This is a genomic window from Frankia sp. BMG5.23, assembly GCF_000685765.2.
GTDB lineage: Bacteria > Actinomycetota > Actinomycetes > Frankiales > Frankiaceae > Frankia > Frankia casuarinae.
The window spans coordinates 1-11,837 of sequence record NZ_JDWE01000029.1; the positions used below are offsets into that span (position 1 = coordinate 1).

Genomic DNA, 11,837 nt, shown 5'->3' on the forward strand with positions numbered 1-11,837 from the left:
CGGAGACGGTAAACGCCCGTGGAGCCGACCGTAAGACCCGCGCAAGCGGGCGGGTGGCTGGGAAGCGGGAACCCGGCACGGCCACGGCCGGTCAGACCGGGGGCGCCTCGCCGAGAGGCGAGGCGGCATAGGTGCGGCTGAGCCGGGTGGTACTGAGCCGGGGTCAGCCCAGTACCACCCGGTGCGCGCCGGTGTGGAGGTTCATCGACGTACCGCGCACGAACCCAGCGAGCGTCATCCCCGCCTCCTCGGCGAGGTCCACCGCGAGCGTCGAGAGCGCGGAGACCGCCGCGAGCGCCGGCACCCCGGCCATCAGCGCCTTCTGCCCGGAACCGACGACAGCCACCGCACCCCGACGGGTCGGTCTCATCGGCTCCGGGGCCGGCCGGGACCGCGAAACGGCCCCGGCCGGTGGGAGGATTCGTTCCCTCAGTAGTTGACGCGAGTCCAGCTGAAGACGCCCGGGGCAGCCGGGTTGATCGTGAGCTTCAGGTAGTCGTTCGCCTGAGCGCTGCCATCGACGACGACGCGGGTCACGTTGGGAGCCTGCAGGGTCTTCGGGGCCAGCGGGTGGATGCCGTAGAGCGGGTCCGTGCTCGTGAACGGGTGGTCGACCCGGAAGTTGTGCGAGTCACCCTGCAGGATGAGCACCGGCTTACCGAAATGCTCGGCGAGGGTCCCGATCCGCTTGACGATGGGATCGAAGCCACTCAGCCCGTCTCCACCGGCGGCCAGCGCGCTGGTGTCCCACATATCGGCCTGCATGAGCAGCGCGACCCCCGGCGCCCCGGTCCGGCGTGCGACGTTGAACGCCTCGTTGATCCACTCAAGGTCCGCGTCAAGCCTGGTAGAATACTCTTTCCGCTGCTCCGCGGACAGCGGCGTCACCCCGAACCACGGGACGAGGTCGTTGTTGCTGCCCTGCACGTTAAGTGTCGAGAAAACCACACCGGACTGGGTCCACATGGTGTTCTCCACGAAGGGCGCGTAGGCCGGGTCCGCGGATTCGCTGGTGACCTGCCGGGCGTTCACGCCGAGGGTCCGGCCTGGGACAGGGAAGAACACCTGACGCAGTTTTCCGAGACGTTCGAGAGGATTGTAACCACCGTTGTTCGCGCGGTGGCAGTCGGTCCACTCGTTGTCGCCGGGGGTGTAGACAAAAGGATCCTGGAACTGGTCGAAATCCGACTTGATGGTGGCGAAGTACGAGTCCGAGCAGACGCTGCTGCCGTTCTTGATATCGCCGAGATGCGCGACCAGCGAAACGTCGGGATCGGCGTTGATCTTGCCGATGTCGGTGGGAAACTCGGCGATCTTGGCGGCGCCGTAGGGGATGTCGCCGATCACGGCGATCGTAGACGGAGCGGTCCCGGTCCCGGCGCCGAGCGGGGTGGCCGCGTTCGCCGAGATCGGGATCGACACGGACGCGGTCAGCGTACCCACGGCCAGTGCCAACAAAAGCCTGCGGTGCCGCATTGCCGGGCTCCTTCACCACGAGGACCGCACGGTTCTTTTCCGGGGACGGCGATTCATCGGGCCGACGGCCCGCCACCCGCACTCCGGACGTCCGGAAGCTATCGGGTCGACCGGAACGCCCCCGGAAGGGGTGATGAACCTTCACCCACGGCCAGCACAACACGGGTTACCCTACCCCTGCCATCTCGGCCGCTGAACACCGGCGGCCGGCGACGGGAGTCGATCGAGGGAGGCACCGATGGAGGCAGGGGCATCCCCTCCCCCGCGGACCGAGCGGACCGAGCGGACCGAGCGAGAATGTCGGCGCGTCGAGGAACGGGGGCTGTGGTTCGACGAGCTGGAGACCGACGTCGTCTACGTCCACCGGCCCGGGCGGACCGTGAGCGAAGCCGACAACACCCTGTTCAGCACGCTGACGATGAACACCCAGGCGCTGCACCTCGACGAGGCATGGAGCACGACCCAGACCTTCGGCACTCGGCTGGTCAACAGCATGTTCACCCTCGCGACGCTGGTCGGCCTGTCGGTGAGCCGGCTGACCCAGGGAACGACCGTGGCCAACCTCGGATTCACCGAGATCCGCTTCCCCGCACCGGTGTTCCCCGGCGACACGCTCTACGCCGAGACCGTGGTACGCGACAAGCGGCTCTCCCGCAGCCGACCCGGGCAGGGGGTGGTCACCTTCGAGCACACCGCGCGCAACCAGCACGGTGACGTGGTAGCCGTGGCGGTACGGTCCGCGCTGATGCTGCGCCGGGCGGCGGACCGGTGATCGGGCAGCTGCCCGGCCCGGCGTTGCTGTTCTGCCCCGCGGACCGGCCCGACCGATTCGCCAAGGCGGCCGCCGCGGCCGATGGGGTCATCCTCGATCTGGAGGACGGCGTGGCGGCGGCGGACCGGCCGCGGGCACGGCGCGCGTTGCGGGAGAGCATCCTCGACCCACTGCGGACGATCATCCGGATCAACCCCGCCGGGACCGCCGACTACGACGAGGACCTGCGCGCCCTCGCCGACACGCCCTATCCCGTCGTCATGCTGGCCAAGACGGAGTCCGCCGAGCAGGTCGCCGCCGTCGGGCCGCGCCGGGTCGTCGCCCTGTGCGAGACACCGCGCGGCGTGCTCGCCGCGGCCGAGATTGCGGCCGTTCCCACCACCATCGGCGTCATGTGGGGCGCGGAGGATCTCGTCGCCGCGCTGGGTGGCCGGTCGAGCCGGGACGAGGCCGGCCGCTACCGGGGCGTCGCCCTGCATGCCCGGGCGAGCGTCCTGCTGGCGGCCGGAGCGCACGGGCGGGTCGCCGTCGACTCCGTGTACCTGGACATCGCCGATGTCGACGGCCTCGCGGCCGAGGCTCGTGACGCCGTCGCGAGCGGCTTCGCGGCGAAGGCGTGTATCCACCCGAGGCAGGTCGCGGCCGTGCGGCAGGCGTTCGCGCCGTCCGCCGACGAGGTGGCGTGGGCGCGGCGGGTACTCGACGCGGCGACGCACTCCGCCGGCGTGTTCTCCTTCGAGGGGCGGATGGTCGACGCGCCCGTCCTGCGCCACGCCGAACGCACCCTCGCCGCCACCGAGCATGATCCTGCTGTCACCGTCACAGACTCACCCGCCGATCAGCGGCGGCGCCAGGGCCCTACCACGATCTGTGGATAACCCGGCCCGGCATGGCCCACCCCGGCCTGGCCGGGGAAATGTGGAGGGTTGGGTACGGTCTGACGGCGTCAGACCGTACCCAACCCTCCACAACTCTGCGTAGAGAACTCTGGTCAGCCGGTCGAGGTGAGCGCGGCGACGAGAGAGGTGTCGTGAGTCGCGGTCCGGAACCGGGAATCGTCGAGCACCCGCAGGAGGAAGGGCACGGTCGTGGCCACGCCCGGTCCCTCGATGCGCAGCTCTGACAGGGCCGAGCGCATCCGCCGGACCGCGCCGTCGCGATCCGGCGCCCAGGCGACCACCTTCGCCAGCAGGGAGTCGTACCGGGTCGGTATCCGGTAGCCGGGGTGCGCGTGGCTGTCCACCCGGACGAAGGGCCCGCCGGGGAAATGGCACTCCGTGAGCGTTCCGGGCGCGGGTGCGAATCCCCGGACCGGGTCCTCGGCGTTGACGCGGCACTCGATCGCGACGCCGCGCGGGACGACCGCGTCCTGGGTGAGGTCGAGTTTCTCCCCCGCGGCGATCCGGAACTGCTCGGCGACGAGGTCGATGCCGGTCACCATCTCCGTCACCGGATGCTCCACCTGCAGCCGGCAGTTGACCTCCATGAAGTAGTACGCACCGGCCGGGTCGACCAGGAACTCGACGGTGCCCGCGCCGACGTAGCCCGCCGTGGCGACCCCGCGCAGCGCGGCCCGCCCCATCTCCTCGATGAGGTCCGCGGGCAGGCAGGGCGCCGGTGTCTCTTCGATGAGCTTCTGGTGACGCCGCTGCACCGAGCAGTCCCGGGCCCCCAGGTACACGCCGTTGCCGTACTGGTCGCAGAGCACCTGGATCTCCACGTGCCGGGCCGAGGGCAGGTACCGCTCGACGTACACCCGCCCGTCGCCGAAGACGGCCTGCGCGCCCGCCCGGGTCTCGGTGTAGGCGCGCAGGAACTCCTCGGGCTGCTCGACGATGCGCATCCCCCGACCGCCGCCGCCGGCGGCGGCCTTGATGATCACGGGATAGCCGATCCTGTCGGCGAACACCTCTGCCTCGTCCGCGTGGTCGATCGCGGTGTGGCTTCCGGGCAGCAGCGGAAGGCCCGCGGCAACCATCAGCGAGCGGGCGACGGCCTTGTCCCCGAGCTTCTCCATGACCGAGGCGGGCGGTCCGACGAAGGTGATGCCCTCGGACTCGCAGACCTCCGCGAAGTCCGCGTTCTCGGAAAGGAATCCGTATCCGGGATGGATGGCGTCCGCGCCGGCGAGCCGGGCGGCCTCGATGATCGTCGGGATGTTGAGGTAGCTGCGGCCGGCGGGGCCCGGACCGATCTGGACGGCCCGGTCGGCGAGCCGGGTCACCATGCTGCCGCGGTCGTCGGCCGAGTAGACGGCGACGGTGCGCAGGCCGAGCTCCCGGCAGGTGCGCAGGACCCGCAGAGCGATCTCGCCCCGGTTGGCGATCAGGACGGTGGTGACCATCAGCCGCGGGCGTCCGGATCAATGGCGATCAGCCGTTCGCCGTACTCGACCGATGTCGCGTCGGGCTGGCACACCTCGACGATCCGGCCGGCTGTGTCCGCCTCGATGGGGATCATCAGCTTCATCACCTCGAGGATCGCGACCTGCTGCCCGGCCTTCACGGTGTCCCCGACCCGGACGAACGGCCGCGCACCGGGTTCGGGAGCGTAGTAGAAGACCCCGACGCTCGGCGCGGTGACGTAGCTCAGGCCAGCGTCACCACCGGCGGTCGACGAGTCCGCCGGCCGCTCCTCGACCGGCGCGGCCTCGCCGGGAACGGCACCACCGGAAACAGCGCCACCGGAAACAGCGCCACCGGAAACAGCGCCACCAGGAACGGAGCGAGGCGCGGGAACCGGATGACGACGCGGCGGCGCCGTCGCCTGGACGGGCTCGCGCCGGTCGTCACCGAGCTCGGCCAGGTCGGTCCAGGCCAGCTCCACGACGATGTCGCCGGCGGTCACCCGCAGGTGCGACGGCGGCCGCACCGCGTTCGCGTACAGGGCAAGGGCGTGGTGCTGCACCGCGGCCAGGACGGTGTCGACGTCCGCCGCGTCGATGGCGGACAGCGGGCCGGACGCGGCGGTCGACCATCCCGGCGCCGTGCCCGGATCGTCGACCGCCCGGTTTCCGTTGGAGGAGACGGCGCCGGAGCGGCGCGCTGCCACAGTCGTGCTCATGAACTCTGCTCCCTGTGTTCGGAGTGTCCCGGGTGTTCGGAGTTGCCCGGGCGTCCCGGGGGTGACGCGCCGGCAGGCTCACCCGCCACCGCGCCGAAGCGACGGAAGCGCAGCCACCGCCGGTACACGAGCTCCTCCGGGCCGGCCAGTCCCAGCGTCGCCAGCGTCGCGCGCAGTGCGGCACCGACGAGCGCCGCGGCGTGGACGGGATCGGCCGCGGCACCGCCGTCAGGCTCGGGTACGACCCCGTCGACAATCCCGAGCTCCAGCAGCTGACGCGCGTCCACGCGCAGCGCCTCGGCAGCCTTCGGCGCGGCGGTCGCGTCCTTCCAGAGGATCGACGCGCATCCCTCCGGGCTGATCACCGAGTACACCGCGTTCGCGCACATCAGCACCCGGTCGGCGACCGCGAGCGCCAGCGCCCCGCCGCTGCCGCCCTCGCCGGTGACGACGGCGACAACCGGAACGGGCAGCGCCCCCATCAGGCGCAGGTTCTCGGCAATCGCGACCGACTGTCCCCGTTCCTCCGCCTCGACGCCGGGATGGGCGCCGGCGGTGTCGATGAAGGTGACCACCGGCAGGCCGAGCTTGGCCGCCAGCCGCATGACCCGCGCCGCCTTGCGGTACCCGGCGGGACTGGGCATGCCGAAGTTCCGCTCGCTGAGCTCCGCGACCGTGTGCCCCTTCTGGGTACCGATCACGGCCAGCCCGACTCCGCCCAACCGGCCGAGACCGGCGACCATCGCCGGGCAGTCGGCGGAGGCCCGGTCGCCGTGCAGCTCGTTGAAGTCGTCCAGCAGAAGCGAGATCAGGTCGAGAGTGGTCGGGCGCCCGAGCGCCCTGGCCTGCCGCACGGCGTCCCAGGGATGACGGACGGGCAGGTGGAGCACCTCGGTGATCACCCGCTCGGCTCCGTCATGCCCGTCGGACAGGCCGCCCCCGGCTGTGGCGCCCTCGGCTGTGGCGCCCTCGGCTGTGGCGCCCTCGGCCACCTCATGAACGCCGGTGGCGACGCGCAGGAGCCGGGACAGCGCGGCCCGCAGGTCGCCACGGGGAACGATCATGTCCACGATTCCGTGGTTCAGCAGGAACTCCGCCGTCTGGAAGCCGGGCGGCAGCTTCTGGCGGATCGTCTGCTCGATCACCCGGGGACCGGCGAACCCGAGGCGGGCACCCGGCTCGGCGACGATAACATCACAAAGAGTGGCGAAGGAGGCTGCCACTCCCCCGAACGTCGGGTCGCTGATCAGTGCCACGGTGAGCACGCCCGCCTCGTCGAGCCGGCCGAGCATCTGGCTCGTCTTGGCCATCTGCATCAGCGACAGCAGGCCTTCCTGCATGCGGGCACCGCCGGAGGCGGTCACAATCACCAGCGGTGTGCGCTCGGCCAACGCCAACTCGCCCGCCCGGGTGATGGCCTCGCCGACGGCCGATCCCAGGCTGCCGCCCAGGAAACGGAAGTCCATCGCCGCGACGATCACCTCGGCGCCGTCGATGCGTCCCCGCGCGCAGACGACCGCCTCGGCCAGTCCGGTCCGCTCGCGGGCCTGGCGCACCCGGTCCGGATAGGGGGCCGAATCGGTGAAGCGCAGCGGATCGGGATCCGCGGGCACGGGCGTCGCCAGCTCGGACCATCCCGGGTCCAGCAGCTGGGCGAGCCGGCTCGGGGCCGTCAGCGGCGCGTGCCAGCCGCACTCCGGGCAGACCCGGTTGGCTGCGAGGAACCGCTTGCCATAGAGAAGGGTCCGGCATCCCCCGCACAGATGCCAGGCGAGGCGGTCCGCGGTCGACTCCGCCTCGACGGCTGGCACGGGCACGGGCGTGCCAGCGGTGGCCCCGGGCGCGGTCGTGGGCGCGGTCACCGGGCACCCGCCGTCAGAACGTACCGGTGCGCCGGCGAGCTCTCGCGCGTGGCCGGCGGTCGGTAGGCGGCAGCCCGCGCCGGCAGCCGCACCCCGGCGAACCGCAGTGCCGCGGCCCGCCCGGTGTAGGCGGCGCCGAGCATCAGCTCACCCGCGACGTCCACCGCGCTGCGCCGGTCGACGTCCGCCAGGTAGCTGCCGGCCGCCCAGGTGTTGAAGGCGCCCAGGGACGGGCCGCACCAGATCTGGTAGTCGGTGATCCGGTCGGGCGCGGCGGAGATCGCCCAGCCCGAGGACAGCCCGAGATACCAGCGGAACACCAGCGCCATCCGTCTCTTCGGGTTGGCCTGCGCGCGTTCGATCTGCTCCGGGTCGCGCCGGCTGAAGTAGTCGACGGTGTCAGCCCATACCTCGTCCACGGACCGGCGCAGGACCGAACGCTCCAGCCAGTTCCGATCCTCCGCCGAAAGGTCGTCGAGGGAGTCGTGGGCGCGGTAGAGGTCGTACAGCCGGCGGCCCCGCCCGGCGAACATCGTGCCGCGGCGCAGGACCTGCACCTCGGCGCCGATCTCGAACATGTCGGAGGCCGGCGCCATGTCGATGTCGTTCGGGCCCGCCTTCGCCAGCAACGCCCGCGCCGCCGCCGACTGACCGGACTCGACGCACGCCTGGTTCACCGAACCGGTGACGACGTAGGCGGCGCCGAGCGCGAACGCGGCGAACACCGCCGATGGCGTACCGATGCCACCCGCGGCTCCCACTCTCGGCGGGCGGCGGTAGCCGAGCTCGGCGGCGATCCGGTCGCGCACCGCGATGATCTCGGGGAGCAGGACCGGGAGCGGCCGGCGGTCGGTGTGGCCGCCGGAGTCCGCCTCGACGGTGATGTCGTCGGCCATCGGCACCGTGCGGGCGAGCGCGGCCTGCTCGGCGGTCAGGGTGCCATCCGCCACCAGCGGGCGCAGCAGCGCGTCCGGGGCGGGGCGCAGGAAGAGCTCGGCCACCTCCCCGCGGGAGACCTTGGCCACCACCCGGTGCCCGACGTGTACGCCGCCAGCGCCGCCCGGCCGCAGCCCCGCGGCCCGGTAGGCGACGATCTGCGGGGTCAGCTCCAGGAACGCGGACGCCTCCACGCAGGTCACCCCGTGGCGCAGGCAGGCGGCCAGGATGGCCCGTTCCAGCTCCAGCTCGTTCGGGCTGTGGATCAGATTGCAGGCGAAGGGCGCCGGGCCGAGCTCACGGCGGATCCGCCCAAGCGCGTCGTCGATCCGGTCGGGCAGCACGCCGGCCGCCCCGTACGTGGCGAGGAAGCCCGCCCGTGCCATCGCCACGACCAGCTCCGGCGAAGCGATGCCGTTCGCCATCGCGCCGGTCATGTAGGGCTGACGCACCCCGTAGTCGGTCAGGAAGGACGCGGCTCCCAGCCGCTCGGGGCGGGCCGGCGGCGCCACAGCCAGCACCGTCGCCCCCGCCGCGCGCAGGCTCGCCGGGTCGTCGGTGGCCGCGATCGCGCCGCCCTGTTCGCTCACCACGACGCAGGGCGCGTCCAGCCGGGCGAGCAGGTCGTGGATCTCCTGGGCGGATCGCGCGAGCCGCGGCCCGCCCGATCCAGGGCGCGGCGTCGCCGGCGCGCCACGGACCGTCGTTGTCGTCGTCACCATGATTGCGCTCCTCTACCGCGCGCTTCGGCGGCGATGTCGGTCAGTCCGTAGATACGCATACCGGGTTTCCAGACGCTGGCGTCCGCGACGACCCGTGCCCGGGCACCGTCGCGGCGGACGTCCTTGATGTGGACCTCCAGCGTCATCTCCCCGTCATCCGGGCGGATCTGGCCGCGGTAGCGCCAGCTCATCGGCAGCCCGGCCGGCACGACGAAGACCGGCTCGACGAGGTCGTCGGTCAGGCCCTCCTGGACCATCCACTCCTGCAGCGCCTGGATGACGGCCTCGACACCCAGCGAGCCGGGCATCACCGGGTCGAGCCAGAAGTGCCGCGCGAAGAACCAGTCGTCCGGGCTCGTGGGGCGGACGGCGTGCAGGTAACCGCGGCCGAAGTCGCCGCCGCCGTCCACCACCGTGATCTGGTCGAGCAGGGCCATGGCGCCCTGGGCGCACAGCGGCGCGTTCGCGGCCCGCCGGGCGGCCACGTCGATGGTCCGCCGGTCCGCCTGCGCCGGGTTGGTGCGTTCCAGCCAGGTCGGCACGAACGCGCCCTGATCGAGACCGTTCTGGTTCGCCAGCGTCCGCTGGGTAAAGAAGCCGAACAACGACTCACCGACGTAGAACGGCTCGCCGTCACGGTCATCGCCGTCACGGTCATCGCCGTCACGGCCGGACCCGTGCGATCCGGATCCGTCGACCGGCACGAGGAACAGCTCGTACTGGAAGTTCTGCAGGATCGCGCCGCTGAGCACGGTCGTGGACAGCAGGGTCGAACGCTGCCGGATGGTGCGTCCCGCCAGGTCCACCTCGCGCCGGACGGTCGCCGTGCCGTCGAGGTTGCGCAGGACGTAGTCGTTGGCCGGGTCGGTCAGGGTCGCACCCAGGTAGTAGCCCAGCAGGAGCGCCGACTGTAGCGATGTCTCCATGTGCACGATGTTCGGCATCGTCGGGCTGGGGCTGTCGGTGTAGTACCAGGAGTCCGCCGGCGAGTCGTACTCGGTGATCATCGACGCGCCGCCGCTGAGCTGACCGCGCGCGCCGTCCACCCGCATGACCCGGTCCACCAGCCGCAGGCCGCCGCCGGGCAGCCGGCAGACCGTCCGGCCCGCGGCGGAGGCGAACTCGGGACCGAGCGCGATGGCGAGGTCGCCGCGCGCCGCGTGGAACATCTGCAGCTCACCGAGCAGCGCCGACTCTCCGGTCGCGCCCACGCGGCCGAGGAAGGCCGGCAGGACGCCGCCGTGCGCCGGACCCACGGGGGTGCCCGGACGTTCCCGCACGGCCAGGGCGATCCCGCGGATCGTGGCGACCGGCCCGTGGGCGTCCCGCAGCTCAATGTCACCGCGCAGCCAGGGCCGCGGCACCAGGTCGATGTCGGTGACGGTCAGCACGAGCTCCAGACCGGCCTCGGCGGCCGGCCCGGCACCGTGGCCGGACGCGTGGATCTCGATCGACAGCCGGCCGAGCCCGTCGGGGAGTTCCAGCCGCTCGTCGGGCAGCGCGACGTCGAGGTGCGCATCCGCGATCACCAGGTGCAGACCGGCGGCCATCGCGAACACACTCACCGCCTGCCAGGAGGCGGTGAGCGCCGCGATGGCCAGGTGGGTCGGATCGGGCTGCCCGTCGTGCTCCACGCGGCCGGTCAGCCGGCTCACCGAGGCCCGCAACTGGCCCCGGCCGGCCGCGCCGCCCCGCGGCGCGAGCTCCGGCACGGCGGCCAGCGGACCGCCGGGGGCGAGCCGCACCGACGGGTTCACCCCCCGCTGGTCGTAGCGGGCGCCGAAGACGCCGGCAACGTCACCGCGCGTCAGCCGGTCCAGGTCACCGGCGTCGAGGGTGGTGCGGGTGGTACGGCCGGGCAGTTTGAACGCGTCCTCCGTCCAGCCGCGCGCGCCCCGGGAGCCGGAGGCAGCACCCACCGGCTCCAGGGCGGCGAAACCGGGCGGGTTCCCCGGCGCTTCGATGCCGGCGAACCCGGCAGCCCCGGCGAGACCGCCATGGCTCGCGCCGTCCCGCGCGAGCCACCGGAACACCCCGCCGAGGACCTCCAGGAGCACGTCGGGGCCGCGGGTGACCCGCAGCGCAAGTGTGACCTCCGCCGTGGCCGGGTCGAACCCGCCGGGGGCCCCGATGCGGGTGGTGGCCTGAACACGCAGCTCGTCCCCGACCCGGGGCAGCGGTCCGCTGGTCACCAGAGCCGCCCGGGTCAGCACCCAGTGCCCCCCTCCCCGGGGTGCCAGGTGCGCCGACCCGCGCAACACCTCGTCCAGGGCCTGGCGGACCACGGCGGGCAGCGACACCCAACCGTCGATCGCCGCGGCGTCCCGGGCCACGACGGTGACATCCACCGTCAGCTCGGCAGGCGCCGTGATCTCGACGGGGGCGATCGCGGGAGCGGGCCGCGGCGGAGTGCCGGGCGCCGAGGCACCCGCGTGCCCGGGGAGCCCCGTATCGTGGCAGGCCGGCCGGTCCACCGCCGGGGTGCCCCATCCCGGCCCACCCCGACCACGATCACCCACGGCGGCCGGAATCCGGCCGCCGGGCGGTGCGATGGCGGCCATCGCGGCCAGCGCCCGGTCGGCCAGGGCGGCCTGCGTGCGCATCGCCGAGGCGTGGGCCGCGACCACCGAGGCCCGCAGCCGACGCAGGGTGGCCGTGGCGTCGTCGACAGCCGGGGCGGCTGCCGTACCCACAGCAGCCGTGTGGCCCACGCCGCTCAGGACGTCCGCGCCGCGGGTGGCTGCCGTGATCTCCCTGCCCCCGTCGGCGTTGTCCTCCTCGCCCCCCTCGACATCGCCCCCCTCGACGTCGCCCCCCTCGACGTCGTCAGGGCGGTGGGTGCCGCCGGGCCGCGCCTCGAACTCCGGGCCGGCCTGCATCGCCGCCCAGACGGCGGCGTCGGTGGGCTCGCCGTCGAAACCCAGCCCGTCCTGCGTCGCCTCGACCGTGATGGTCATCGTGATCCCTCCCATCGCCCGTGCAGTGCCTGGTCTTTCGGCCACCGAC

Annotated in this window: 8 protein-coding genes and 1 pseudogene; 2 read left to right on the forward strand and 7 right to left on the reverse strand. The window is 72.7% G+C overall.

What is annotated here, in order from left to right:
• Window positions 1-163 precede the first annotated feature (163 nt).
• Both BMG523DRAFT_RS13995 and BMG523DRAFT_RS14000 read right to left on the reverse strand, forming a co-directional pair.
• A pseudogene (locus tag BMG523DRAFT_RS13995) lies at window positions 164-325 on the reverse strand (formate dehydrogenase accessory sulfurtransferase FdhD); the annotation flags it as partial.
• Window positions 326-429: 104 nt separating this feature from the next.
• A complete protein-coding gene (locus BMG523DRAFT_RS14000; protein ID WP_011437310.1) occupies window positions 430-1,476 on the reverse strand; it encodes a metallophosphoesterase in 1,047 nt (348 codons plus the stop codon).
• A gap of 238 nt (window positions 1,477-1,714) precedes the next feature.
• On the opposite strand from BMG523DRAFT_RS14000, the gene BMG523DRAFT_RS14005 reads away from it, so the two are divergent.
• Both BMG523DRAFT_RS14005 and BMG523DRAFT_RS14010 read left to right on the forward strand, forming a co-directional pair.
• Window positions 1,715-2,248 (forward strand): MaoC family dehydratase, encoded by a 534-nt coding sequence (locus tag BMG523DRAFT_RS14005; protein ID WP_011437311.1) that lies wholly within the window; start codon window positions 1,715-1,717, stop codon window positions 2,246-2,248.
• Window positions 2,245-3,126 carry a CoA ester lyase gene (locus BMG523DRAFT_RS14010; RefSeq protein WP_051623879.1) on the forward strand — a complete coding sequence of 294 codons (882 nt, stop codon included), beginning with the start codon at window positions 2,245-2,247 and terminating at the stop codon, window positions 3,124-3,126. Before BMG523DRAFT_RS14005 ends, BMG523DRAFT_RS14010 begins: the two co-directional genes overlap by 4 nt.
• Before the next feature lie 113 nt (window positions 3,127-3,239).
• On the opposite strand, the gene BMG523DRAFT_RS14015 is transcribed toward BMG523DRAFT_RS14010, so the two are convergent.
• The 5 genes from BMG523DRAFT_RS14015 to BMG523DRAFT_RS14035 are packed head-to-tail and all read right to left on the reverse strand — an operon-like array spanning window position 3,240 to window position 11,788.
• Window positions 3,240-4,592 (reverse strand): acetyl/propionyl/methylcrotonyl-CoA carboxylase subunit alpha, encoded by a 1,353-nt coding sequence (locus BMG523DRAFT_RS14015; RefSeq protein ID WP_011437313.1) that lies wholly within the window; start codon window positions 4,590-4,592, stop codon window positions 3,240-3,242.
• A complete protein-coding gene (locus tag BMG523DRAFT_RS14020) occupies window positions 4,592-5,311 on the reverse strand; it encodes an acetyl-CoA carboxylase biotin carboxyl carrier protein subunit (RefSeq protein ID WP_051623880.1) in 720 nt (239 codons plus the stop codon). Before BMG523DRAFT_RS14020 ends, BMG523DRAFT_RS14015 begins: the two co-directional genes overlap by 1 nt.
• The gene (accA, locus tag BMG523DRAFT_RS14025; RefSeq protein ID WP_368671111.1) at window positions 5,308-7,122 is read right to left on the reverse strand and encodes an acetyl-CoA carboxylase carboxyl transferase subunit alpha; all 1,815 of its coding nucleotides are present in this window, start codon (window positions 7,120-7,122) and stop codon (window positions 5,308-5,310) included. Before accA ends, BMG523DRAFT_RS14020 begins: the two co-directional genes overlap by 4 nt.
• Window positions 7,123-7,169: 47 nt before the next feature.
• Window positions 7,170-8,831 (reverse strand): PfaD family polyunsaturated fatty acid/polyketide biosynthesis protein, encoded by a 1,662-nt coding sequence (locus BMG523DRAFT_RS14030; protein ID WP_011437316.1) that lies wholly within the window; start codon window positions 8,829-8,831, stop codon window positions 7,170-7,172.
• On the reverse strand, window positions 8,825-11,788 hold the full coding sequence (locus BMG523DRAFT_RS14035; protein ID WP_152987855.1) for a beta-hydroxydecanoyl-ACP dehydratase: 2,964 nt from the start codon (window positions 11,786-11,788) through the stop codon (window positions 8,825-8,827). The genes BMG523DRAFT_RS14030 and BMG523DRAFT_RS14035 overlap by 7 nt, the downstream gene beginning before the upstream one ends.
• Window positions 11,789-11,837: the final 49 nt, after the last annotated feature.

Coding starts and splice junctions, on each gene's coding strand:
- BMG523DRAFT_RS14000 (WP_011437310.1), bottom strand. CDS start 1,476: ATGCGGCACCGCAGGCTTTTGTTGGCACTGGCCGTGGGTACGCTGACC.
- BMG523DRAFT_RS14005 (WP_011437311.1), top strand. CDS start 1,715: ATGGAGGCAGGGGCATCCCCTCCCCCGCGGACCGAGCGGACCGAGCGG.
- BMG523DRAFT_RS14015 (WP_011437313.1), bottom strand. CDS start 4,592: ATGGTCACCACCGTCCTGATCGCCAACCGGGGCGAGATCGCTCTGCGG.
- BMG523DRAFT_RS14020 (WP_051623880.1), bottom strand. CDS start 5,311: ATGAGCACGACTGTGGCAGCGCGCCGCTCCGGCGCCGTCTCCTCCAAC.
- BMG523DRAFT_RS14030 (WP_011437316.1), bottom strand. CDS start 8,831: ATGGTGACGACGACAACGACGGTCCGTGGCGCGCCGGCGACGCCGCGC.
- BMG523DRAFT_RS14035 (WP_152987855.1), bottom strand. CDS start 11,788: ATGACCATCACGGTCGAGGCGACGCAGGACGGGCTGGGTTTCGACGGC.